Raw genomic sequence first — 24,816 nt, forward strand, 5'->3', positions numbered from 1 at the left:
GCGTCGGGCACGGCCCGGTGTCACAGGGGGCCCGGCAGGTCGGCGGGTTCCGCGCGCACCAGGCCGGCCCCCGTGGTGAGCAGCGTGACCGCGAGGACCAGCACCCCGTACCCGATGATGAGCCACCAGGGCAGATCCGCCGCGCCGAGCGGGCGGGCGGTCGCCGCCAGCGCCGAGGCGACCAGCGCCCCGGCGACGGCCACCCCGAGGGACTGGCCGACCTGCCGGCTGGTGGACGCGATCGCCGCGGCGACCCCGGCCTGGGCGCGGGGCATGCCCGACACGGCCGTCTGGGTGACCGGCGGGTTGACCACGGCGAAGCCGAACCCGAAGACGGCGTAGGCCGCGATCAGCCAGCCCAGCGGCGTCGTGGCCGTCACCGGGAGCATCATCAGGCCGCTGGCGGCGATGGCGGCGCCCGCGAGCAGCAGCGGGAGGCGCGGGCCCCGGCGGCCGACGAGCCGGCCGGACAGCGGGCCGAAGACCAGCACCATGGCGGCCATCGGCAGGACGGCCAGGCCGGCGTGCGCCGCGGACAGGCCCCGCACGGTCTGCAGGTAGAGCGTGTTGAGGAACAGGAACCCGCCGAGCGCCGCGAACGAGCTGACCGCGATCAGCGTGGCCCCGGAGAACGGGGCGCTGCGGAAGAACCGCAACTCCAGGAGCGGGTCGGCCCGGCGCGGTTCGTACAGCAGCAGGGCGGCCAGTGCCGCGGCGGCGAGCGCGAACAGGCCAACGATCAGCGGCGAGGACCAGCCGGCCACCGGGCCCTCGATGATCGCGGAGGTCAGGGAGCCCAGCAGCGTGATCACCAGGGCCTGGCCGACCAGGTCGGGCCGGCGGGGGCGGGGCGCGCGCGACTCGGGCACGAACAGCGCGGTCAGCACCACCGCCGCGAGCCCGATCGGGATGTTGATCCAGAAGATCGCCCGCCAGCCGACGGTACCGACGAGCAGGCCGCCGACCACCGGGCCGAGCGCCATGCTGATCCCGACCACGCCGGACCACACGCCGATCGCCCGGGCCCGCTCCCGGGGCTCGGTGAACGTGTTCGTGATGATCGACATGGCCACCGGGTTGAGCATCGAGCCACCGACGGCCTGCACGATCCGGGCCGCCACCAGCCAGCCGAGGGACGGGGCCAGCCCGCACAGGAACGAGCCGCCGGTGAACAGCACCAGACCGACCTGGAACGTGCGCCGCCGCCCGAGCCGGTCGGCCGTCGAGCCGGACAGGATCAGCAGGCTGGCCAGCACGACGACGTAGGAGTCGATCGTCCACTGCAGGTCGGAGACCGTGGCGTGGAACTCGCGCTGGATCGCCGGCAGCGCCACGTTGACGATGGTGTTGTCGAGGCCGACGATCAGCAGGCTCATGCAGCAGATCGCCAGGACCAGGCCCCGTCGCCGGTCGGACAACGTGCCTCCCGGCGTGGTGCCGGCCGGGCTGGGGAGACCAGCCCGGCCGGGTTGAGCGTCACGGCCCCGGTGGGGGCCGCGCGGTGCGTCACGGCCCGAGGGCCGCCGTTTCGCGGCTCATCGGGTCGCGCCGCGGCGACAGGAGCGGGCCGCGGCACGGCCTCAGGTGTGGGCCGCGGAGATCCCCGCCAGTTTAGTGCTGGCCAGGTCGTGCGCGAGGATCGCCGTCTCCACCGCCGCGACCGTCGAGGAGGAGGTCACGCCGGGGAGGGTGGCCACGTCGATGGCGTACAACGTGAACTCGTACTGATGGGAACTCCCGCCCGGGCAGGGGCCGAAGAACTGCAGGGCCTTGTTCCCGGTACTCATCCCCTTCTGCTTCGCCGGCGCGTTCCCCGGCACGTCGTAGCCGAGGCCGAGCCCTTCGGGCAGCGAGCCGGCGCTCGGCGCGACGTCCCAGATCACCCAGTGCTTGTTGCTGTTGGCCGTGTCGACCAGGGTGATCGCGTAGCTCTTCGCCCCGGCGCTCGCGCCCCAGGCCAGCGGGGGCGAGATGTCGTTGCCGGCCACCCCGTCCTGCTGGCAGGTGTACTTCACCGGGATCGTGCCGCCCGCCGGGAACGCGCCGCTCGTCAGGCTGAACGGCGAGCCTGCGAACTTCAGCCGGACGATCACGTTGTCCAGCACGCTGGGCGTGCCGCCGTTCTTGTCGTTGTTCGTGGAGGTCAGCCACAGGCCGCCGTCGGGGGTCTTGACGACGGTGCGCAGCCGGCCCCACCGGCCGTTGAAGAACGCCCGGGGCGCGTCGGTGGTGGCCCCGGTGATGTGCATGACCCACAGCCGGCTGCCCCGGATCGCGGCCATGTAGATCCAGTCGTTGACGATCTCCAGGCCGCTGGGCGAGGCGGCGGCGACGTCCCACTGCTGCACCGGGCTGACGTAGCGCGAGTCGGAGCACTTGCCCTCGCACGTCGGCCAGCCGTAGTTCTTGCCCGGCTGGATCAGGTTGAGCTCGTCCCAGGTGCTCTCGCCGAGTTCGGACTCCCACAGCCTGCCCTGGGAGTCCCAGGCCAGGCCCTGGACGTTGCGGTGCCCGTAGGAGTAGATCCGGGTGCCGAACGGGTTGCCGGGCGCCGCCGCCCCGGTCGTGGTGACCCGGAGGATCTTGCCGTTGAGGGAGTTGAGGTCCTGGGCACGGGAGCTGGTCTTGGCGTCCCCGGTGGCGATGTAGAGGAAGCCGTCCGGGCCGAACTTGAGCCGGCCGCCGTTGTGGAACTGGTTCTTGGCGATGCCGGTGACGATGGGTTCGCGGGCCCCGATGGCCCCGTTCTCGTACGTGAGCCGGGCGACCCGGTTGTCCGAGGAGGACGTGTAGTAGATGTAGACGTAGTGGTCGGACGCGTAGCTCGGCGACACCGCGAGCCCGAGCAGGCCGCCCTCGCCGCCGGTCGTGACGGCCTCGGTGACCTTGCCGACGACGGTCTTCTGCCCGTCGGCGGTGACCCGGACGATCTCGAACCGGTCGCGCTCGTTGACCAGCGCGGACCCGTCGGGCAGGAACCCGATCCCCCACGGCAGGTCGAGCTTGGTGATGTCCTTGTCGTAGACCGGGTCGCCACCGCCGCCCCCGGAGCCGGGGGTCCGCACCGACAGCGCGGGGCTGCGCGGCGAGACGTTGTTGTTGGCGTCGAACGCCTCCACGGTGAAGGCGTAGGTGGTGTTGGCGGTCAGGCTGTCGGCCGTGGCCTGCAGGTCGGGCACCGTGGCGAACTTCGTGCCGTCGCGGTAGACGTTGTAGCCGGTCACCGCGGAGTTGTCCGTGGCGGCCGTCCAGGCCAGGGTGACGCTGGTGGCCGACACGTTCGTGGTGTGCAGGTTCGCCGGGACGGTCGGCGGCTGGGTGTCGTCGCTCGGCGGGGTGGTGATGTCGAGGCTGTTGCTGGCCTGCGAGACGTTGTCGGCCGCGTCGCGCGCGGCGACGGTGAGGATGTAGCGGGTGTTCGGGGTCAGGTTGCGCACCGCGGTGGTGGTGACGTTGCCGCCGATCTCGGCGACGATGTTGCCGCCGTTGTACACCTGGTAGAGGGCCACGCCCACGTTGTCGGTCGCCGGGTCCCAGGCCACCTGGACCTGGTTGGGGGTCGGGGCGCCGACGAGCCGGAAGTTCGGCGGGACGGTCGGCGACTCGGTGTCCGTGGGGGCGGCCACGCCGAGCTTGTCGAGGTTGGGACCGCCGGCGGCGCTGGAGCCGGTGAGCCGGACCGTGTTGGCGCCGGCGGTGAGTGCGGCGTTCACGGTCCGCGTCGCCCAGGTGTCCCAGGTGGTGGTGGAGGGGAACGACACCGCCGGGGCGACCACGCTGCCGTTCACCGACACGTCGAGGGGGCGGTCGGTGGTGGTGCCGTTGGAATACCGGACCGCGAGGGCGTGGTTGCCGGCCACCGCCGCGTTCACCGTGAACTCGACGTAGCCGCCGGCGGCGTTGTCGTAGTTGACGAAGCCGGTGCCGGTGTAGCCGGTGTGGTTGGCCTCGACGACGCCGCCGACGATCGTGGCGTTCTCAGCCTGGTAGTCGGCGCCCGGGGAGGCCGTGACGTCCACGTCGAGGTAGTCGAGGTTGGGACCACCCGTCGCCGTGGTGCCGGTGAGCCGGATCTTGTTGGCACCGGCCACCACGGGCGCGGTGAGCGTCCTCGTCGCCCAGGTGTCCCAGTTCGCGGTGGCCGGGAACGACGCGCCGGCCGCGACCACGGTGCCGTTCACCGTCACATCGGCGGGGCGGTCGGCGGCGGTGCCGTTGGCGTAGCGCACCCCGATCGTGGCGGTGCCGGCCGACGCGGCGGTCACGGTGAACTCGACGTAGCTGCCGACGGCGTTGGTGGAGTCGACGAAGCCGGTACCGGAGTATCCGGTGTGGTTGGTGGCGACCACGCCCTGGACGATGGTGGCGTTCTCCGCCTCGTAGCGGGTGGCCGCGGCGGCGGCGCTGCCGGCCGGGAGCATGGCCGCGACCAGCAGCGCCGAGCCGAACGCCGGCAGGAGACGCAGAAGGGGTCTGGACTTCACGGACTCACCTCACAATGGATAGATAGCCTTCCTTACCTGAATGGCGCCGCGATCAGACCACCGGGGAGGGACACGTGTCAACGACGCAGTCCGCCCGGCGGGACGACCTTCAACCGCAGGAGCTGGTCGAACCCGTGGCCGACACCTTCGCCGGGCCGCCGGCGGTGGTGGTGGCGGCGGTGACGCAGTACCCGGAAACGTGCTGGAATCCCAGGTCGAACGGTCCGCCGGAGCCCCGCTGGGCCGTGAAGTGGTCGAAGGTGACGTCCGAGCCGGCGTTGACGATCACCGCCGGCCGCTGGTCGTCCGCCGCGAACCGCACTGAGCTGGCGGTGAAGGTGATCCCGCTGACCTCGTGCAGGTACCAGCCGTAGGCCGGCCGGGTGCCCAGGCTCTTCGGGTTGTAGTCGCCGGTGTCGTCCGGCACCTTCGTCGGGTCCGTCGCGGCGTGCCCGCCGGGCACCGTGAGGTCGACGTGGTCGAAGCTGACGTCCGTCACCGGGTGCCCCGGCTGGCCCCAGATGGTCGGACTGTAGGCCCCGGCGCTCGTGCCGCGGACGTTGCTGAAGTGGATGTCGCTGATGCTCCCGACGCCGGGGCCGTCGCCGCACCGCTTCCGGGTGCCGACCTTCAGCATGATCGGGGAGGCGGTGTTCGCCATCGTGACGTCGTCGTAGCGCACGTCGGAGATCCGCGCGCCGTCCATCGACACCAGGCCCAGGCCCGACTTGCCCGCGCCGGTGATCGTGACGTGGCTGAACCGGTAGTGGGTGAAGTCCCCGCAGGTCTCCGAGCCGAACATCAGCGCGTTGCAGCAGCCGGCGGACAGCTGGGCGGTGTCCACCGTGACGTTGCCGTTGGGCAGCTTCTGGCCGAGGGCGTAGTCGCTCTTGAAGACCAGGGCGTCGTCGTTGGCCGCGGCGTGGATGTTGGTGATGACGACATTTCTGGTACTGATGATGTTCCAGCCGTCCCGGTCCCCCGCCGTGTCGATGGTCAACCGGTCCGACGTCACGTGGTCGCACCCGTTGATCAGGGCCGCGAAGTGCCCGCCGCGCTTGAGGGTGATGCCCGACAGGGTCAGCCCGTCGCACCGGGTCAGCGAGAGGATCTTGTCGGCCTCGCCGGACTTCGGGTTGCCGGTGATCAGGTTGCCGCCGCCGTCGATGGTGCCCGAGCCGGTGAAGCCGATGTTGGTCAGCCGGTCGCCGTGGATCATCGCGTTGTGGAAGTGGCTGTGCCCGTAGTCCTGGTACCTGTCGTTCGGGTTCGGCTCCGGCGGGTCGTAGGTGTCGGCGCCCGAACCCTTGATCGTCGAGCCGGCGTCGAGGCGCAGGGTCACGTCGCTGAGCATGTGGATGGTGGTCGCCGACCGGTAGGTGCCGGCCGGGAACTGGACAGTGCCGCCGCCGGTCGCGTGGTTGGCCGCGACGATGGCCTTGTTGATGGCGGCGGTGTCGTTGGCGTTGCCGTCGCCCTTCGCGCCGTAGTTCCTCACGTTGAAGACGGCGGCGGACGGCGCTGACGTGGAGGTGGCCGGGGCTGCTGTCGCCGGGGCTGCTGTGGCGGCCACCGCCGCCGTGACCGCTACGAGAACGGGTCCCACTCTTCGAGTCGACACGATGGTCTCCCTTCGTCGGCCGCGGCGCGGACACACCCGGCCTGTCGGACAGGATGTTCCGCCAGCGTGTTCGGGTGGTGACCGTTTCCGCCCGGCGAAAAGGCACCTGGGACCCCGTCGCGGACCGACATACGGTGAGGATCCGACGCCCGCCCCACGGAGGCCGCCATGAATCCCATCTCCCGTCGGGTCGCACTCGGCGCGGCCCTCGTCCTCGCGCTCCCCCTCGGCTCCTGGCGGCCGGCCGACGCCACGGTCGCCGACCCCCGGCGGTCGCCGGCCGACCCGACCATCCCCGCCGACCAGACCGAAGCGACCCGGACCGACCGGGTCGCGCAGGCCGCCCGGATCGTGCCGGTCGCCTCGGTGGCGGCGTTGCGGACCGCGCTCGGCCGGGCCCAGCCGGGCGACCGGATCGAACTCGCCGACGGCGTCCACACCACGACCTCCCCGATCCTCGTCCCCCGGTCCGGGACGGCTGCGGCACCGGTCACGGTCGCCGCCGCGCACCTGGGCCGGGCGGAGATCACGGGCACGGCCGGGTTCGCGTTCGGCTCCGGGGTGTCGCACGTGGTCGTCGAGGGCTTCCGGTTCACGCACACCGCCGGGATCGAGGTGCCGGCCGGTTCTGCTTTCGTGCGGCTCACCCGCAACGTGGTGCGGCTCGCCGGGTCGACGCAGTACTGGGTGACGGTCGCCGGGGACGACTGCGAACTCGACCACAACCTGTTCCAACACAAGAGCACCCTCGGCAACTTCGTCGAGGTGGTCGGACCGGGCTCGGGGATGGCGCAGCGGGTGCTGGTCCACCACAACCACTTCCTCGACCACTCCTACCGGGGCGGCAACGGCGGCGAGGCGATCCGGTTCGGGCTCAGCGGCCGCCAGCACGCGTCGGCGCGCGGCAGGATCGAGAACAACCTGTTCGAGCGGTGCGACGGGGACCTCGAGGTCGTCTCGGTGAAGTCCTCGGACAACGTGGTCCGGTACAACACGCTGCTGAACTGCCAGGGGACCATCACGCTGCGGCACGGCAACCGGACCCGGGTCGAGGGCAACCTGCTGCTCGGTGGCGCCGGCGGCATCCGGGTGTACGGCGACGACCACGTGGTCGTGGACAACGTCGTGCAGAACAGCGGCTACCCGGCCCTGTCGGTGGGCGGCGGCGAGATCGTCGACGACACCGGGAGCACCACCGACCACGAGCGGGCCGACCGGCTGCTCGCGGCGTTCAACACATTCGTGGGCGCGGGGCCGCTCGTGGTGTTCGGCGGGGGCAAGAAGTACGGGCCGAGGACGGTCACCCTCGCCAACACGATCCTGCTCGGTACGGGCGGCGGGGCGCTGGTCCAGGTCAAGCAGGGCAGCGAGCTCACCTTCGCCGGCAACATCGCCTGGTCGGGCACACCCGGCATGCCGGCCGGCGGCTACCGGCAGGTGGATCCGCGCCTGGTGCGGGACGCGACCGGGCTGTACCGGCCGGCCGCCGGGTCGCCGGCGATCGACGGGGCCGTGGGGGCGTACCCCCAGGTGGGTCTGGATCTGGACGGGCAGGTCCGGGGCGGGCGGAAGGACGTCGGCGCGGACGAGACCGGGGCACCGGGGGCGACCCGCGGGCCGCTCACCCCGGCGGACGTGGGCCCGACCGGGCCCTGAGGCGGCGGTCCCGGGCCGCGCGGCCCGATCGCGGGACGCGCGGCCCGGGATCGGGCCGGGCCCTGACTAGCGCACGCCCTCCTTGCGCAGGGTCGCGCCCAGCGCCCGGGTGTGCTTCACGACCGCCTCGATGACCCGGTCGATCTCCGCCTGCGGCAGGTCCGCCGGCATCGAGCAGCTGATCGCGTCGCTGGCGGGGATGCGGTAGTCCACCGCGCACGCCACGCACGCCACCCCGGGCGTGCCCTGGCCGCGCTCGAAGGCCCAGCCGCGCGCCCGGACCTGGTCGAGCTCCGCGACCAGGGTCGGCATGTCCGTGATGCTGTCGACGGTGAGCGCCGCCAGCGGCTCGTCGAGCAGCGTCACCACCTCGTCGTCGGTCAGCCCAGCGAGCAGCGCCTGGCCGAGGGCCGTCAGGTGCGCGGGCAGCCGGCGGCCGACCCGGGAGATGATCCGGACCGCCTCGCGGGACTCCCGGCTGGCCAGGTAGAGCACGTGCCCCTCGTCCCGCCGGGCGAAATGTACTGTATAACCGATTTCGGCGCGCAGGTCCTCCAGGGCCTCCCGGGCGAAGGACAACGCCGGGTCCTTGTCGAGGTAGGCGGTGCCGGTGAGCAGCGCGTGCGGCCCGATGCCGTAGGCCGAGCGGGTCTCGTCGGCCTCGATCCACTTCAGCTCGGCGAGGGTGCGGATCAGCGCGTGCAGGCTGCTGCGCGGGTAGCCGACCCGCTTCTGCAGCTCCGACAGCGTGAGCCGGTCGGGTGAGGCCGCCAGGGCCTCGAGGATGCGGACGGTCCGTTCGGCGGACTTGACCAGCGAGGACTCCATTGTCCGTCCCATCTACGCGTGTATTGACTGCCACTATAGCGAACGATAACTTCATCTCACATGGTGTGCAGCATACTGGCTGCCGTCCACATATATGAACCGGAGTGCCGCGATGCTTCCAGACGGACTGCTGTCGTTTCCGCTGACCCCGTTCACCGCCGGCGACCGGGTGGACCTCGCCGCGTACCGCGAACACCTCGAACAGCAGCTGGCCGGAGGCCCGGGGGCGCTGTTCGTCGCGTGCGGCACCGGCGAGTTCGGGGCACTGTCCCCCGCGGAGTACCGGGAGGTGGTCCGGGCGGCCGTGGAGACCGTCGCCGGCCGGGTGCCGGTGTTCGCCGGAGCCGGCGGGGGGCCGGCCGTCGCCAGGGAATTCGCGGTCGCCGCCGCCGAGAACGGGGCGGACGGCCTGCTGCTGCTCCCGCCGTACCTGGTCACGGGCCCGCCGGCCGGGTACCTGGGCTATGTCGAGCACGTCGCGGCCGGCACGGACCTGCCCCTGATCGTGTACCAGCGCGCCAACGCCCGGCTCACCTCCGCCACGGCCGTGGCGCTGCTCGACCTGCCCACCGTCATCGGGATCAAGGACGGGATCGGCGACGTGGACGCCTTCCTGCGGATCGTCACCGCCGTGCGGGCCAGCGGACATCCGCGCGCCGAGGCGTTCGGGTTCCTCAACGGGCTGCCCACGGCGGAACTGTCCGCGCAGGCGTACCGGGCGATCGGGGTGCCCAGTTACTCCTCGGCGGTGTTCTGCTTCGCGCCCCGGATCGCGCTGGCCTTCCACGCCGCCGTGCACGCGGACGACACCGCGACCACCCGGCGACTGATCGCGGAGTTCTACGCCCCGTTCGCCGAACTGCGCGACGAGGTGCCCGGCTACGCGGTCGCCCTGGTCAAGGCGGGCGCCCGGCTCGGGGGACTCGACCTCGGCGGGGTCCGCCCGCCCCTGCTCGACCCGACCGGCCCGCACGTCGCGCGGCTCGCGGAGATCCTCGACAACGGACACAAGGCGGTGGCGTAGATGCGCGTGGACAGTGTGCTGGTGACCCCGATCGCGTTCCCCGACCCGCCGCTGCTCAACGCGGCCGGGGTGCACCAGCCGTGGGCGCTGCGGGCCGTCGTCCAGGTCCGCACCGACACCGGGCTGGTCGGCCTCGGCGAGACGTACGGCGACGCCGCGCACCTCGACCTGCTCGACCGCGTCGCGCCGACCCTGGTCGGGCTCGACCCCTTCGACCTCAACGAGCTGGACCGCAGGGTCGGGGCCGTCGCCCGGGGCGTGAACACCCCGGACAAGCACGGGCTGACCGGCGGGTCGACCGGGGAGAAGACCCGGGCCCGGGTGTTCGCCTCCTTCGAGGTCGCCTGCTGGGACCTCCAGGGCCGCGCCGTCGGCCGGCCGGTGCACGCGCTGCTCGGCGGCAAGGTCCGCGACGCCGTGCCGTACAGCGCGTACCTGTTCTACAAGTGGGCCGGGCACCCCGGCGCGGAGCCCGACCGGTGGGGTGCGGCGCTGGACCCCGACGGCATCGTCGAGCAGGCCCGCCGCATGATCGACGAGTACGGCTTCGGGTCGATCAAGCTCAAGGGCGGCGTCTTCCCGCCGGAGGAGGAGGTCGCGGCGATCCGGGCGCTGCACGCGGCCTTCCCTGGGCTGCCGCTGCGGCTGGACCCCAACGCGGCGTGGAGCCCCGCGACCGCGATCTCGGTGGCGAAGGAGACGGAGGGGCTGCTGCAGTACCTGGAGGACCCGACGGCCGGGATCGACGGCATGGCCGAGGTCGCCGCCGCCGCGTCGATGCCATTGGCCACCAACATGTGCGTCGTGTCCGTCGACGACCTCGAACCGGGCGTCCGGCGGCGTGCCGTGGGCGTCATCCTCGCCGACCACCACTACTGGGGCGGGCTGCGCGGGTCGCGGGACCTGATCGCGGTGTGCGCGGCGTTCGGGCTCGGGGTGTCGATGCACTCCAACTCGCACCTGGGCATCTCGCTCGCCGCGATGACGCACCTGGCCGCCGCGACACCGAACCTGACGTACGCGTGTGATACGCATACGCCGTGGCAGGGCGGGGTCGACGTCGTGTCCGAGCCGCTGCGGTTCGTCGACGGGGCCGCCGTGGTGCCCGACTCCCCCGGCCTCGGCGTCGAACTCGACCACGACGCGCTCGACCGGCTGCACGCCAACTATCTGAGCTGCGGGATCACGTCCCGCGACGACCTGGGCTACATGAGGACCATCGATCCGGGGTACGACAACCGGCGGCCCCGGTGGTGACCGTCGCGGGGCACACCTATCCGTGGGACGTGCTCGGCGATCCCGACTTCCCGGCCCGGGCCGCCGGCCTCGGCGTCGGGGCGGTCACCCTGGCCGCCGCCTACCACTCCTGCCGCGCCGCCACCCCCCTGCACCCGACCCGCCAGGTCGTCGACGCCTCCTACGCGGCCTTGTACCGGCGGGTCCGGCCCGAGGTGTGGTCCGGGCGCCGGCTCGCGCCCCTCGCGCCCGGGTGGCTGTCCGAACCGGACCCGTTCGGGGACGCGGCCCGGATCCTCGCCACCGCCGGGCTGCCGGTGAACGCCTGGGTGGTGCTCACCCACAACACCCGGCTCGGCACGGCGCACCCGGACGTGACCGTCGTGAACTGCTTCGGGGAGCGCTACCCCTACGCACTGTGTCCGCAGTGGACGGAGGTCCGGGAGTACGCCGCGACGCTCGCCGCGGAGGCGTGTCGCGACGTACCCGTCGAAGGGGTTTCACTCGAGGCCTGCGGGCAGTTGGGGCTCACGCACCTGTCGCACCACGAGAAGACCGACGGGGCCTGGTCGCCGGCGAGCGTGCGGCTGTTGTCGGTGTGCTGCTGCGCGGCCTGCCGGGCGGCGTGGCGGGCCCGGGGCCTCGACGACCATCGGATCGTCGCGGACCTGCGGGCCGTGGTGCGCGCCCTGTCCGCGTCCACCGACGTCGACGCGCCCGTCGCGGAGCTGATCGGCGCCGAGACCGCTTCGGGGGTACTCGAAGCCCGGCACGCGGCGGCCACCGCCCTCCGGGGGGAGGTCCTGGCGGGGTTGCCCGCCGGCATCCGGGTGACCCTGCACGCGTCCCCGGACCCGTGGGCGACGGGGCCGTCCCCTGGCCTTGCCGTGGCCGGGTCGCCGGCCGGGACCGCTCCGGCGGCCGTGCCGGGGGCTCCGGGGGCGACGTCCCTGCCGGGGGTGGCGTCGGTGCTGGTGCCCGCGTGGCCGACCGGTCCCGGGACGGCGGCGGGGGTGGCCGCGATGCGGTCGGCGGTCGGCCCCGACGTCCGGGTCGGGGCCTATATGACGGTGCTGGCGCCGGTCGGGCTCGACGAGGTCGCCGGGCACGTGGGCCGGCTACGGGCCGCCGGGGCCGACGAGTTGCACCTCTACCACCTGGGCCTGGCCCCGGCCGGCCGGCACGACGGCTTCGCGTCCGCGGTCAAGGCCTTCGAGGGCTGACGACGCGGTCCGGGGCCGGGGCGGGGCGGACCCCCTCGGCCCGCCCCGCTGTCCGTGGTCCCGCTACAGGCCGGCCGTGTAGATGTCCCCGTCGGCCACCGACACCTCCCGGGCGCTGGAGTTGCCCGTCGCCAGGACCCGGACCGGGTCCCGGAAGCCGGCCACCAGGTCGATCCGCTGCACCTCGCGGGGGATCGCGATCGTGGTCTCCGCCGTCCACGTCCTCCCGGCCTTCAGCAGGAAGGTGTGGATGTCGGGCTGGCCGAGCCGGGTGGCGTACACCCGCCAGGTGTCGGGGCCGACCCGTTCCATCTCCCGGGTGCGCAGGCCGGTGGCCACCTCGCGGGTCGACCAGGCGCTGCCGGTCCACACCGAGGCCATGGTGTGCTCGAGGCCGGCGTCGTCGTAGGTGAACCAGACGAGGAACGGCCGGCCGTTGTCGAGCCAGCCGGTGAGCTGGATGTAGTCGGGGGACTTGAAGCCGGCCGGCCGGACCAGGGCCGTCGTGGCCACCCGGCAGGAGCCGTCCTGGTCGGTGTCGGTCAGTTGGGTGCCGAGGTCCCTGCCGGCGGCGTTGCGGAACCTCAGGCTCGCCGGGTCGAACGTCGCGTGGTGCAGGTCCTTGTGGTAGTAGTCGTGCACGTTCTGGGTGGGGCCGCCGCCGGCCTTGGTCCACACGAGGTGCACCCGGTTGCGGGCCGGGTCGTAGCGGAGCTGGCCGACGTACTCCTCGTTGAGGTGGTCCGCGCGGGTCGTCGAGCCGATCGCGTACGGATGCCCGGTCAGGTCCTTCGAGGACCTCCAGGTGAGCCCGTTGTCGGTGGACCGGACGTACAGCATCGGCCGGGTGTCGGTGGGGGCCGTCGGGTCGACCTCCTGGCTGGTCTCGCGGTAGAACACGAACAGGGTGCCGTTGGTGGTGCGCAGCGGCATGGGGTAGCTGGCGGCCGGGGCGATGTTCGCGACGGTCCACGTGCCGGTGACCGTGTGCGGCTGCGGCGAGCGGGCGAGGACCAGCTGCTGGTTGTGCACGCCGACGAAGAGCAGCAGGTGGCCGTCGGCGGCCTGGACGAGGGTCGGGTAGTTGTGCGAGTCGCCGCCGCCGTCGAGGACCTTCTTCCTCGCCGACCAGGTACCCGTCGCATGGTCGTAGGCCTGGACGTAGCTGTCCTCGTTGACCCCGCCCCAGGAGACGAAGGTGGCGCGGGCGACCGGGTCGTGCACGGCGCCGGCGACCGGGCGGCGGTCGGTGCGGGCGGCGACCCGGGTCTCGGGGGTCATCACGGTGAAGGCGGGGGCCAGCCCGGCCGCCGAGCCGGGAACGCGAGCCCCGGCGGGATCACCGGCGACGTCGGCCCCGGTCGGAGGCCCGGCCGACGCGAAGCCGCCCACCAACCCTCCGCCGAGGGCTCCACCGGCGACGACCGCCGCGCGCAACACATCTCGTCTGTCCATGGACGACACTCCTATCCCTTGATGGCGCCGCTGGTCAGGCCGCGCATGAACTGGCGCTGGAACGCCAGGAAGGCGAGCACGGAGGGCAGCAGCGCCAGCAGCGCGGCGGCGAGCAGGACGCCGATCCCGACCTCTTCGTCGGAGCGCAGCGTGCGCAGCGCGATCGGCAACGTGTACTGACCGGGCTCGGTGGCCACGATCAGCGGCAGCAGGTACTGGTCCCAGATCATGGTGAAGCCGAAGACGCCGATGACGCCGAGCGCCGGCCGGCACATGGGCAGGATGATCGAGAAGAAGGTGCGCAGTTCGCCGGCCCCGTCGATCCGGGCGGCCTCCTCGAGTTCGACCGGCACGTCCTTCATGAACTCGGTCATCACGAGGATGGAGAAGCCCCAGGCGCCGACGGGCAGGATCATGCCGGCGTAGGAGCCGATCAGGTTGGTGTGGAACGGCGGCAGGTCCGCGAGCACCACCGACAGCGGCACGATGATCACCTCTTCGGGGAGCATCATGGTCGCGAGGATGATGATCAGGACGACGGCCATGCCGCGGAACTTCTTCCGGGCGAGGGAGTAGGCGGCGAACACGCTGACCAGCATCTGCAGCAGCAGCCCGAAGCCGACCACGACGAAGGAGTTGAGCAGGTAGAGGTAGACGTTCTTGTGGCCGGCCTCGACGAAGTTGGCGAGGGTGAAGCCGTTGGGGATCAGGGAGAACCCGGTCGGGTCGATCACCCGGCTGAACGCGCCGACGAGCAGCGCGACGAGCGGCCCGGCGAAGACCACGACCATCGTCGTGTACAGCAGCAGCTTGGCCGCCCAGGCCCCCGGCCCGCGCCGCGCCTCCAAACCCAACGCACTGTCGAAACGGTCGCTCATCGGGCATCCCTCCGGCGGAACAGTCGCACGCCGACGGTGAGCACGAGCGTGGCGGCGAACAGGACGATCGAGCCGGCCGCGGCGACGCCGAGTTCGCCGCGTTGCAGGCCGAGCTTGTAGATCAGGGTCATCAGGACCTCGCTGGACCCGTTGGGCGCGCCGTTGGTGAGCGTGAACACCTCGGTGAACACCCGCAGGCCCCGGATCGCGGCGAGCGTGAAGAGGATGCCGAACACGGGCCGCAGCGCGGGGACCGTGATGTGCCGCAGCCGTCGCCAGGGGGTGGCCCCGTCGACGGCGGCGGCCTCGTACAGGCTGCGGTCGACACCGGCCAGCCCGGCCAGGATGATCATCATGTCGTACGGGGCTCCCCGCCAGACGCCCATCGCCATGATGGACACCAGGGAGCTGTTCTCGCTGGCCAGGTACGGCTGGGGCGCGATGCCGACCCAGCCGGCGATCGTGTTGACGACGCCGGAGTCGCCCGGGTAGTACATGATCCGCCAGACCTCGGCGACGGCGGCCATCGTGGTGACGACGGGCAGGAACGCCGCGGTGCGCACGATCCACAGGTGCCGGGCCTTGCCCTCGACGAGGAGCGCGAGGACGAAGCCGAGCACGAGGGAGCCGGCGGTGGTGCCGGCCGCCAGGGCGACGGTGTGCCACAGGGCGCTGGTGAAGGCCCGGTCGGACAGGATGGTCGCGTAGTTGTCGACGCCGACGTACCGGTCGCCGAGGTATGTGCGGACCTCGAAGAAGCTCATCCGCAGGCCCTGGGCCATCGGGATGAACTTGAAGTACAGGAACAGCACCAGTGCCGGGGCGAGGAACAGCCAGGCGATCAGGGTGCCACGCCGCCGGCTGGTGAGCCGGCGACGCGACGTGGGTTGTGCGACGGTCATGACGCGAGCGCGTTCTGCTTCTTCAGCTCGTCGGAGAGCTTGCCTGCGAGGTCGTCCATCGCGGTCTTCACCGAGGTGCCGCAGTTGGCGTACACGGCGTTCATCGCGTCGGCCGTGGTCTGCCGGAACGGGGCCCAGTTCGGCACGGGCGGGGTGTAGACGGCGGCCTTGTAGGCCTCCTGGAACACCTTCCAGCGCGGGTCCTGCCGCACCGCGCCCAGGTCGACCGTGGTGTTCACGGGCAGCCGGACGATCGCCCCCGGGTCGTCCTTGTTCATGCCGATCTGCTGGCCCTCGACGGAGGTGACGAACTCGGCGAACTTCTGCTGGCCGGACTGGTTCTTCGAGCCGGCCATCATGTACACGTTCTCGCCCTCGCCGAGGGTGCCCGGCCCGCCGGCCGGCCCGTTCGGCACCGGGATGACCTCGATCTTGTCCGTGCCCATGTTCTTCACGAACCGGGCGAGCACGTACGGCCCGACCAGGTAGATCCCGCCCTGGCCCTTCTCGAACGCCTCGTGGGTGACCGTGGTGTCGTTGTTCACGGCCCCCGGGTTGACGCTCTTGGCGACGCAGAACTGGTCGCGCAGCCAGGTCACCGCCTGTACGGACTTCTCCGAGTTCACGGCGGGTTTCCACTTACCGGCCCCGCCGGGGGCCAGGAAGTCGCCGCCGTTGGCCCAGAGCAGGGAGGAGGTGTACCAGGACGCGTACCCCCGCTTGGTGGTGGCGGGGATGACGAACCCGGACGTGTCCTTCTTGCCGTCGCCGTCGGGGTCGCCGTCGGTGAAGGCCGCACCGAGCTTGGCGAGGTCGTCCCAGCTGGACGGCGCGGGCAGCCCGACCTTGGCCCGCCAGTCCTTGCGCACGATCAGCGCGAAGGACTGCGCGGAGAACGGGGCGGCGTAGTAGCGGCCGTCGGAGGCCTGCGCCGCCTTCCACGCCCGGTCGGACAGCTGGCCGGCGGTCGCGAACTTCTTCTTGTCCACCTCGCGCAGCCAGCCCTGCGACTGCATGGTGCCGAGCTGGGCGGTGTCGTTGATGACGATGTCCGGCAGGGCCTTCTGCGCGGCCTGCTGCTGGAGTTTGGTCTCGAAGTCGTCGAACAGCGCGACGACCTTGACCTTGATGCCGCTGGACTTCGTGAACGCGTCGGCGAGCCGCTGGGCGGTCTTCGCCGAGTCGGAGTCGGGCGCCTGGCGGATCCACATCTCGATCGGGGCCGTGGAGTTCTGATCTGTCGCGGTGGGTTTCGATGCGGAGCAACCCGCCACCAGCGCGATAGCCAGTGTCCCGACCACCGCCGCCCCGAGCCGACGCTGTGACATCTGACCGCCTCCTGTTCACATACTTGGACAGGTGTCGCCCTTATGGCAACGATTCAGGTGACCGTACCGAGTGTCATACGCCACAGTCAATGGCGGTCAACCCGCTTCCGGTTCGGGAATCCGGCCAGGGGCCGCGAGGAAGTCGAAATCGCAACCCTCGTCCGCCTGGGACACGTGGGCGTCGAACAGCCGGCCGTAGCCGCGCGGGTAGACCGGGGCCGGCGGGGTCCACTCCGCGCGGCGGGCCACGAGCTCGTCGTCGGGAATGCCGAGTTCGAGCCGGCGGTCGGGCACGTCCACGGTGATCGGGTCGCCGTCGCGGACCACGGCGAGCGGGCCGCCGATGTGCGACTCGGGGGCCACGTGCAGGACGCACGCGCCGTAACTGGTGCCGCTCATCCGGGCGTCGGAGATCCGGAGCATGTCCCGGACCCCTTGTTTGAGCAGTTTGTCGGGGATGGGGAGCATCCCGTACTCGGGCATGCCCGGGCCGCCGCGGGGGCCGACCCCGCGCAGGACGAGGACCGTGTCGGCGGTGACCGGCAGGTCGGGGTCGTCGATCCGGCGGCGCAGGTCGGCGTACCCGTCGAAGACCAGGGCCGGGCCGGTGTGACGGTGCAGCCGTGGCTCGGCGGCCAGGTGCTTGATCACCGCCCCGCGCGGGGCCAGGTTGCCGCGCAGCACGGCCAGCCCGCCGTCGGCGGACACCGGGTTGTCCCGGGGCCGGATCACGGCGTCGTCGTGCACCAGCCCCGTGGCCAGTCCCCCGCCGCCGACCGTGATCCGCTTCGGGTGCAGCAGGTCGGGGATCCGGGACAGCAGGCCGGGCAGCCCGCCGGCGTAGTAGAAGTCCTCCATCAGGTGCCGTCCACTCGGGCGGATGTCGGCGAGCACCGGCACCCTGCGCGAGGCGAGATCAAAATCCTCAAGGCTGACGGGTACGCCGCTGCGGCCCGCCATCGCCACCAGGTGGATCAGCGCGTTGGTCGACCCGCCGAGCGCGATGACCACGGTGACGGCGTCGGCGTAGGCCGCCGGGGTGAGGATGTGCGACGGTCGCACGTCGTGCCAGACGAGTTCCACGATCCGCCGACCGCTGGCCGCCGCCATCCGGCTGTGCGCGGAGTCCACGGCCGGGATCGAGGACGCGCCCGGCAGGGTCATGCCGAGCACCTCGGCGACGGCGGTCATGGTGGACGCGGTGCCCATCGTCATGCACGTACCGGCCGAGCGGGCGATGCCCTCCTCCAGTTCGGCCCAGGCGTCGTCGCCGAGCTGGCCGGCGCGCCGGTCGTCCCAGTACCGCCACATGTCGCTGCCGCTGCCCAGGGTCTCGCCACGCCAGTGCCCGCGCAGCATCGGACCGGCCGGCACCACGATGGCGGGCACGTCCATACTGGCCGCCCCCATGAGCAGCGCCGGGACCGACTTGTCGCAGCCGCCGAGCAGGACGGCGCCGTCCACGGGATAGGAGCGGAGCAGCTCCTCGGTCTCCATGGCGAGCAGGTTGCGGTACAACATGGCGGTCGGCTTGGTGAACGTCTCCCCGGCGATCGCCCCCGCCGGCAGCTCCACCGGGTAGCCGCCGGCCTGCCAGACACCCCGTTTGACCGCCTCCGCCCGGTCCCGCAGATGGGCGTGGCACGGGTTCAACTCGCTCCAGGTGTTGATCACCGCGATGACCGGTTTGCCCTGGTGTTCGGCCGCGCCGATGCCGAGCTGCCGGGTCCTCGACCGGTGACTGAAGGCCCGGACCCCGTCCGATCCGTACCACCTGTGACTGCGCAGTTCCTCCGGTAGCAACATTTCCGCACAATAGGAGCGCGCTGGCGCGAGGGTCAACGATCGTCCAGGGTGGATGGCATGGACGAACTCAGGACGGCACTGACCGGGGTCGTGGCCATCACGGTCACCCCGTTCGACGATTCCGGGGCCTTTGACCAGGACGGATACGCCGCAGGGGTCGCCCGGCTCGTCGACGGCGGCATCGGCGTCGTCACCCCCAACGGCAACACCGGCGAGTTCTACGCGCTCCGCCCAGCGGAATGCGACCGGGCCGTCGCGGTGACGTGCGACGTGGCCGGCGACCGGGCCGTGGTCCTGGCCGGGGTCGGCCACGACACGGCCACGGCCGGTGCCATGGCTCTGGCCGCGGCGAAGGCCGGCGCGCGGGCGGTGATGGTGCATCAGCCGGTGCATCCGTACCAGTCGGAACGGGGTTGGGTCGACTACCACCGGGCAGTGGCGGACGCGGTCCCCGACACCGGGGTGGTCTGCTACGTCCGCCATCCGGTGGCGACCCCTGCGGCCCTGTCGGCCCTGGCGACCTCGTGCCCGAACGTGATCGGCGTGAAGTACGCGGTCCCCGACGTGTTCGCGCTGGCCACGGCGGTGGCGGAGCTGGGCGGGCGGTTGACGTTCTCGTGTGGACTGGCCGAGATGTGGGCGCCGTTCTTCTGGGTGGCCGGGGCGCGCGGGTTCACATCGGGGCTGGCGACCGTGGCACCCGGGTTGTCGCTGACGATGCTGGGGTGTCTGCGGGCCGGGGACGTCGCCGGGGCGATGCGGGTGTGGCGGCTGGTGCGGCCGTTGGAGGAGTTGCGGGCGCGGCACGGGGCCGAGCACAACGTGTCAGTGGTGAAGGAGGCGTTGGCGCAGGTGGGGGTGTGCGGGGCCGGGGTTCGGCCGCCGATCATCGGGCTGGAGGCGGCGGATCGGGCGGAGGTGACCCGGATCCTGCGCACCTGGGGCGTGCTGCCCGGCTAGCGCCGCGACATCGCCGCCCGGCGGACACGGCAGGCCCGTGCGGACCCGGCGGCCCGGCTAGGCCAGGTCGAGGGTCGCCGGGTCGGCGGGGGCCAGGAGGTGGTGGCCGAGTTCCGTGCGGGTGTAGTGCACCTCGCGGCCGTGCCGGTGCCGGGTCAACAACCCCGCCTGGAGCAGGACCGCGAGATGCTGGGACACGCTGCCCGGGGTCAGGCCGGTGCGGGCGGCCAACGCCGTGGTCGTCGTGGGCGTGGCGCACAGGGCCAGGAGCCGGGCCCGGTTCGCGCCGAGGAGCCGGGCCAGGATCGTGGAGGTGCGGTGCTCGTGCTCCCACAGGGTGCCCACCGCGCGGGCCGGGTACACGGCCGACGGCGGGTTCCAGTCGGACTGGGTCAGCAGCACCCGGTGGTCGAGGAACAGGCTGGGGCGCAGCGGCAGGCCCGAGCCGGCCACCGCGACGTCGAGCCCGAACGGGTCGGCGACCAGCAGCCGGTCGCCCGCCCAGCTGGTGCTCGGGTGCAGGGTGTCGAACAGCAGCCGGGGTCCGCCGTCGGCGAACTGGCGGGACCGGTGGGCGATGTCAGCCTCCAGCAGCGCGCGCATCCGGGGCCAGTGCGGCAGGATCGCGGCCAGCCACCAGGCCTCGACGGCGTCGGCGATCCGGGGCAGCCACTCGGCCGGGGCCGCGGCGACGGCGCGGGCCAGGGGGTGCAGCGGCGAGGCCGGGCGGTGGGTGGAGGCGATGTCGACCGCGACGATCTCCGGCGGGGTGCCGCGGACCGTGCCGAGTTCGTCGGCGAAGTCCACGAGCGAGTCGCGGGGCGGCGGGGTGAGGAAGTCCGGCAGGGGGGCCTTCGGGCGGGCGAACGCCGCGAGGAGTTCGACGTGCGGGGCGATCTCGGGGCGGGCCGCGACGGCCCGGGCCCAGCCGATCCAGGGTCGGTGGCACGCGTGCCGGGCCGGGTCGGCCAGCGCCCACAGGCTGGTCACGGTTTCCCAGAGCGGGGAGACGCAGAACCGGATCTCGGCGAGGTCGGCGACCTCGAACCGTACCTGCGACATGCGGCCTCCGTGATCAGGATTCGCGACAGCCTAAAACATGGGGCTCCTGTCGTGCTGTCCCGGTTGGCTGAGGAGGAGCGGCCCGGACCCCGGGCCGGTCAGGGGCGTGGCCGGGGCCCGGCGCGCGCCACGCCCGGCGGGGGTCCCTGCGCCACGGGGGAGCAGGGGCCCGACCGCCGCAGTCGGCAACAGAAACGGAGCCATCCTTGCGGGCCGTCCTCGCAGCAGCAGTCGTCGCGTTCGTCCTGTCGCTGGTCAGCACGCCGTTCGCGGCCCGGGTGCTCCGGGCGTTGAAGGCCGGTCAACCGATCCGGAACCTGGGAGCGGTGACCCACGAGGGCAAGCGCGGCATCCCGACGATGGGCGGCCTGGTCTTCATTCTGGCGACCGTGCTCGCCTACGCCGCCGGCCACGTGGTCCTGGCCGGGATGCCGGCGAAGCCGTTGCGGACGGCCGGCGTCACGGTGACCGGCTTCGTGTTGCTGGGGCTGCTGGTCTGCTGCGGACTCGTCGGGTTCCTCGACGACTGGATCAAGGTCCGGCGGAAGAACCCGGCCGGGCTGAGCAAGCGGGGCAAGCTGATCGGCCAGATCGCGGCCGGCGGGGTGTTCGGCTGGATCGCGCTGAGCTTCCCGAGCGCCACGAGCGGGTTCACGGTCGGCGGCGACCACCTGTCGCTGGTGCGCGACATCGACTGGCTGTACACGGGCAAGGTCGTGGCGATCGTCCTCTTCCTCGTCGTGATCATGTCGTCGAGCAACGCCGTGAACCTGACCGACGGGCTCGACGGCCTGGCGACGGGAGCGTCGATCCTGGTACTGACGGCGTACACGGTGATCGCGTTCTGGCAGTACCGGCACTGGTGCCCCGACTATCCGGCCAGCCGGGCCGGCGAGTACTGCTACGCCAGCCGGGACCCGCTGGAGATCGCGATGGTGGCCGCCGCCGCTGCCGGGGCGCTGCTGGGTTTCCTGTGGTGGAACACCTCCCCCGCCCGGATCATCATGGGCGACACCGGCGCGCTCGGCCTGGGCGGCCTGATCGGCGGGCTGGCGCTAGCCACCCGCACCGTGCTGCTCACCCCGGTGCTGGGCGCGCTGTTCGTCACCCTGACGATGTCGGTCGTGCTGCAGCGGATCTGGGTGCGGACGACCGGCCGGCGGCTCTTCCGGCTGTCCCCGCTGCACCACCACTTCGAGCGGGAGGGCTGGAGCGAGGTGAACATCGTGGTCCGGTTCTGGATCGTCGCCGGGGTGGGCGTGCTCGTCGCGCTGGGCGTGTTCTACGCGGACTTTCTCCGGGCGTACCCGTGAAGGCTTTCCGCCAGACAGATCGGATCACCCTGCGGGCTTCCGGACCGGGATGGCGCTGATTAGCGTGTGACTCATCGAATACATCCGACCTCTTGGAGTGGGTGCGCGCATGGGTCAGCACAGGATCAGCCGTCGGACGGTGCTCGGGACGGCGGCCGCCGCCGCGACCGGGGCGGCGTTGACCGCCGGGCCGGCCTCAGCCTCCCCCGGCCGGGTGGTCGCCACGAGCGGGACCACCGCCGTGCAGGGGGTCCCGCTCGACAACCGGATGGCCACCGACGCCCAGTGGGCCGACTTCCTCCAGGGCTGCGACCTGGTGTGGAAGCGGCTGCCGACCGTGTGGCACGAGGGCCCGTTCCTCGGCGACGGCCGGCTCGGCAGCATGGTCTACCAGGAGCCCGGCAAGAACCAGATCCGGTTCACGGTGCAACACGGCGAGGTGCAGGACCACCGGCCGGAGTTCGGCAGCCAGTACGGGGTGTGCCGGCTGCCCGTCGGCTACCTCACCCTGGAGCCGGTCGGCACGATCAGCTCCGTCGACTGGCGGCTGGACCTGTGGAACGCCGAGCTGACCGGCACGGTCACCACCTCGGCCGGCACGCTGACGCTACGGGCGTACATCCACGACGAGGTGCTGGTCGCGAAGGTGACCGCCAGCGGCGGGGAGCGGGTGGCGTGGACGTTCCACCCGCAGGCCGCGATCTCGCCCGCGTACCCGGGGAAGCCCAAGCCGGACGGCTACACCGACAACCCCGCGCCGGTCAGCAAGAGCACCGGGGACGCCCGGCAGGTCACCCAGACGCTGCTCGGCGGCGGGCGGACCGCGACCGCCTACCGGCAGGCCTCCGGCACCCTCCTGCTGACGGTCGCGCACAGCTACCCCGGGACGACCGCCGAGGCCACGGCGTTGAACAGGGTCACGGCCGCCAGCGCCGACCCGGCCGCGCACCGCGACTGGTGGCACGCCTTCCACCGGAAGAGTTTCCTGTCCATCCCGGACCAGCGGATGCAGGCGTTCCACTGGATCCAGCTCTACAAGGTGGCCTCGGGGTCGCGGGCCGGCGGGCCGGTCATGGCGACGACCGGGCCGTGGCTGGAGCCGACCCCGTGGCCGGCGGTGTGGTGGAACCTGAACGTCCAGCTGGAGTACTGGCTGATCCACGGCTCCAACCACCTCGAACTCGACGCGGTCACCAGCACCCTGGCGAACAACCAGCAGCAGCTGATCGACAACGTGTCCAGCGCCTACCGGTCGGACTCCTCGGGGCTCGGCCGCAGCTCGGACATGTTCTGCAACCGCAGCGTCGGGAAGCCGGGGGACGCGGGTACCCCCGAGGTGGGCGATCTGACCTGGGCCCTGCACAACGTGTGGCTGTCCTACCGGCACACGATGGACGACACGATGCTGCGCAATGTGCTGTTCCCGATCCTGCGCCGGGCCGTCAACTACTACCTGCGCTTCCTCACGACCGACTCGGCGGGCCGGATGCACCTGCCGCAGACGTTCTCCCCGGAGTACGGCACCAACGCGCCCGACTGCAACTACGACCTCGCCCTGCTCCGCTGGGGCTGCCAGACCCTGCGCGAGTCGGCCACCCGGCTGGGCATCACCGACCCGCTCGCCTCGAAGTGGCAACAGGTGCTCGACAAGCTGGCCGCCGCGCCGACCGACGCGAACGGCTTCATGATCGGGGCCGGGGTGCCGTTCGCGATGTCGCACCGGCACTACTCGCACATGCTGTCGGTGTACCCGCTGTACCTGGTGAACTGGGACCGGCCCGGCGACCGGGCCCTGATCGAGACGTCGGTGAACCACTGGCTGGGCCTGACCGGCGCGCACCGGGGCTACTCCTACACCGGGGCCGCGTCGTTCTGCGCCATGATGGGCCGGGGCAACGCCGCGCTGGGCTGGCTGAACAAGTTCTTCGACCCGACGGTGTCCTACCCGGTGCGGGCCAACACGATGTACACCGAGGCCGGGCCGGTGATCGAGACCCCGCTGTCGGCGTCGCAGTCCCTGCACGACATGCTCGTCGCGAGCTGGGGCGGCGTGATCCGGGTGTTCCCGGCGGTGCCCGACGCGTGGGCCGACGTGACCGTGCACGACTTCCGCACCCAGGGCGCGTTCCTGGTCAGCGCCGCGCGGGTCGGCGGGGCGACCCGGTTCGTCCGGGCGCGCAGCCTGGCCGGGGAGCCGTTGCGGCTGCGGCCCGGGATCGCCTCCTCGTCGGTACTTCTCCAGGCCGAGGACGCCGTGCTCGCCGGCGGCGTCGTGGAGGCCAACCACGCCGGCTACACCGGCAGCGGGTTCGTCAACTTCGACAACGTGGCGGGCTCGGCGGTGCAGTTCACGGTGACCGCGCCTTCAGGACCCACAAACCTCCTTTTCCGGTACGCCAACGGCACAGCCGTCGACCGCCCCTGCGCCCTCACCGTCAACGGCGCTCCCGTGACGACGCTGTCGTTCCCCGGCACCGGAAACTGGGACACGTGGACGACCCGGGCCGCCACGGTGACCCTGGCGGCGGGGTCGAACACGGTCCGGCTCGCGGCCACCACCGCGAACGGCGGCCCGAACCTCGACAGCCTCGCGGTCGGCACCGGAGGCGGGTTGGCCGTGGTGCTCGACGACGGGTCGGCAGCGGTATGGCGCGACCTCGGTGACGGGGTGATCGAGATCGACCTGGCCCGGGACCGGGAGGTGCTGGTGCACGCGGCCGGGCCGACACCGGCGTGCGTGGTCGCGCCGGTGCCGGTGAGTCGGCCGGGGGCGGCATGGGGGCTGCCGGCCTGACCGGCCGGGGGCGGCATGGGGCCGCCGGCCTGACCCGGCCGGGGTTCCGCCGCGCGGAAACTTCCGGCCGCCCTGGTCGGAGCCGTGCGCATCATGTGCGCACACGTCCATGGATTCGACACGCAGGAGGACAGGATGGACACTCGTAGGTCACGCAGGCCCTGGAAGCGGCCGACGGCCGTGCAGGTCTCCCTCGGCGCGGAGGTCACGTCGTACAGCGGCGCCGACCCGTACAACCCGCGCTGA

Annotated in this window: 18 protein-coding genes; 8 read left to right on the plus strand and 10 right to left on the minus strand. The window is 72.1% G+C overall.

Annotated features, from left to right (window positions below; all coding sequences use genetic code 11):
- Positions 1–20 precede the first annotated feature (20 nt).
- The 3 genes from IW245_RS18750 to IW245_RS18760 all read right to left on the minus strand — a co-directional run bounded on the left by IW245_RS18750 (position 21) and on the right by IW245_RS18760 (position 6,105).
- Positions 21–1,418: an MFS transporter gene (locus IW245_RS18750; RefSeq protein WP_231398854.1), complete on the minus strand. Its 1,398-nt coding sequence runs from the start codon at positions 1,416–1,418 to the stop codon at positions 21–23.
- Between the two features lie 162 nt (positions 1,419–1,580).
- The gene (locus tag IW245_RS18755; RefSeq protein WP_233473145.1) at positions 1,581–4,484 is read right to left on the minus strand and encodes a YbhB/YbcL family Raf kinase inhibitor-like protein; all 2,904 of its coding nucleotides are present in this window, start codon (positions 4,482–4,484) and stop codon (positions 1,581–1,583) included.
- 109 nt (positions 4,485–4,593) lie between these two features.
- Positions 4,594–6,105, minus strand: a complete 1,512-nt coding sequence (locus tag IW245_RS18760) for a glycoside hydrolase family 28 protein (RefSeq protein ID WP_233473144.1) — start codon at positions 6,103–6,105, stop codon at positions 4,594–4,596.
- A gap of 168 nt (positions 6,106–6,273) precedes the next feature.
- Here IW245_RS18760 and IW245_RS18765 point away from each other — a divergent pair, with 168 nt between their 5' ends.
- Entirely contained in the window at positions 6,274–7,761 is a 1,488-nt protein-coding gene (locus tag IW245_RS18765; protein WP_197004480.1) for a polysaccharide lyase 6 family protein, read from the plus strand.
- A gap of 66 nt (positions 7,762–7,827) precedes the next feature.
- Here the strand turns inward: IW245_RS18765 and IW245_RS18770 are convergent, their stop codons facing one another.
- A complete protein-coding gene (locus tag IW245_RS18770) occupies positions 7,828–8,601 on the minus strand; it encodes an IclR family transcriptional regulator (RefSeq protein WP_197004481.1) in 774 nt (257 codons plus the stop codon).
- Between the two features lie 100 nt (positions 8,602–8,701).
- On the opposite strand from IW245_RS18770, the gene IW245_RS18775 reads away from it, so the two are divergent.
- From IW245_RS18775 to IW245_RS18785, 3 genes are read left to right on the plus strand one after another with little or no spacing between them, the layout of a single operon-like run.
- Positions 8,702–9,613 carry a 5-dehydro-4-deoxyglucarate dehydratase gene (locus IW245_RS18775; RefSeq protein WP_203787643.1) on the plus strand — a complete coding sequence of 304 codons (912 nt, stop codon included), beginning with the start codon at positions 8,702–8,704 and terminating at the stop codon, positions 9,611–9,613.
- Positions 9,614–10,870 carry a glucarate dehydratase family protein gene (locus IW245_RS18780; RefSeq protein WP_197004483.1) on the plus strand — a complete coding sequence of 419 codons (1,257 nt, stop codon included), beginning with the start codon at positions 9,614–9,616 and terminating at the stop codon, positions 10,868–10,870. It begins immediately after the preceding gene.
- Positions 10,864–12,072: a hypothetical protein gene (locus tag IW245_RS18785; protein ID WP_197004484.1), complete on the plus strand. Its 1,209-nt coding sequence runs from the start codon at positions 10,864–10,866 to the stop codon at positions 12,070–12,072. Before IW245_RS18780 ends, IW245_RS18785 begins: the two co-directional genes overlap by 7 nt.
- A gap of 63 nt (positions 12,073–12,135) precedes the next feature.
- On the opposite strand, the gene IW245_RS18790 is transcribed toward IW245_RS18785, so the two are convergent.
- The 5 genes from IW245_RS18790 to araD form a co-directional block, all read right to left on the minus strand.
- Entirely contained in the window at positions 12,136–13,527 is a 1,392-nt protein-coding gene (locus tag IW245_RS18790) for a BNR-4 repeat-containing protein (RefSeq protein WP_197004485.1), read from the minus strand.
- A gap of 11 nt (positions 13,528–13,538) precedes the next feature.
- Positions 13,539–14,405: a carbohydrate ABC transporter permease gene (locus IW245_RS18795; RefSeq protein ID WP_197004486.1), complete on the minus strand. Its 867-nt coding sequence runs from the start codon at positions 14,403–14,405 to the stop codon at positions 13,539–13,541.
- Positions 14,402–15,307, minus strand: coding sequence for a carbohydrate ABC transporter permease (locus IW245_RS18800; RefSeq protein WP_197004487.1), 906 nt, complete (start codon positions 15,305–15,307; stop codon positions 14,402–14,404). The genes IW245_RS18795 and IW245_RS18800 overlap by 4 nt, the downstream gene beginning before the upstream one ends.
- Complete coding sequence (locus tag IW245_RS18805) at positions 15,304–16,635, minus strand: sugar ABC transporter substrate-binding protein (protein ID WP_197004488.1); 1,332 nt, start codon at positions 16,633–16,635, stop codon at positions 15,304–15,306. The genes IW245_RS18800 and IW245_RS18805 overlap by 4 nt, the downstream gene beginning before the upstream one ends.
- Positions 16,636–16,731: 96 nt before the next feature.
- Positions 16,732–18,441: an L-arabinonate dehydratase gene (araD, locus tag IW245_RS18810; protein WP_197004489.1), complete on the minus strand. Its 1,710-nt coding sequence runs from the start codon at positions 18,439–18,441 to the stop codon at positions 16,732–16,734.
- A gap of 57 nt (positions 18,442–18,498) precedes the next feature.
- Here araD and IW245_RS18815 point away from each other — a divergent pair, with 57 nt between their 5' ends.
- Positions 18,499–19,401 (plus strand): dihydrodipicolinate synthase family protein, encoded by a 903-nt coding sequence (locus IW245_RS18815; protein ID WP_197004490.1) that lies wholly within the window; start codon positions 18,499–18,501, stop codon positions 19,399–19,401.
- Positions 19,402–19,458: 57 nt separating this feature from the next.
- Here IW245_RS18815 and IW245_RS18820 read toward each other — a convergent pair whose 3' ends face one another.
- Positions 19,459–20,463, minus strand: a complete 1,005-nt coding sequence (locus IW245_RS18820) for an ArsR/SmtB family transcription factor (RefSeq protein ID WP_197004491.1) — start codon at positions 20,461–20,463, stop codon at positions 19,459–19,461.
- A gap of 206 nt (positions 20,464–20,669) precedes the next feature.
- Between IW245_RS18820 and mraY the strand changes: the two genes are divergently transcribed.
- The 3 genes from mraY (at position 20,670) to pqqA (ending at position 24,816) form a co-directional block, all read left to right on the plus strand.
- Positions 20,670–21,776, plus strand: a complete 1,107-nt coding sequence (mraY, locus tag IW245_RS18825; protein WP_197004492.1) for a phospho-N-acetylmuramoyl-pentapeptide-transferase — start codon at positions 20,670–20,672, stop codon at positions 21,774–21,776.
- A gap of 109 nt (positions 21,777–21,885) precedes the next feature.
- Complete coding sequence (locus IW245_RS18830) at positions 21,886–24,570, plus strand: glycosyl hydrolase family 95 catalytic domain-containing protein (RefSeq protein WP_231398855.1); 2,685 nt, start codon at positions 21,886–21,888, stop codon at positions 24,568–24,570.
- 135 nt (positions 24,571–24,705) lie between these two features.
- Positions 24,706–24,816, plus strand: a complete 111-nt coding sequence (pqqA, locus tag IW245_RS18835) for a pyrroloquinoline quinone precursor peptide PqqA (RefSeq protein ID WP_197004493.1) — start codon at positions 24,706–24,708, stop codon at positions 24,814–24,816.

Origin of the sequence: Longispora fulva (assembly GCF_015751905.1) — a bacterium.
Taxonomy (GTDB): domain Bacteria; phylum Actinomycetota; class Actinomycetes; order Mycobacteriales; family Micromonosporaceae; genus Longispora; species Longispora fulva.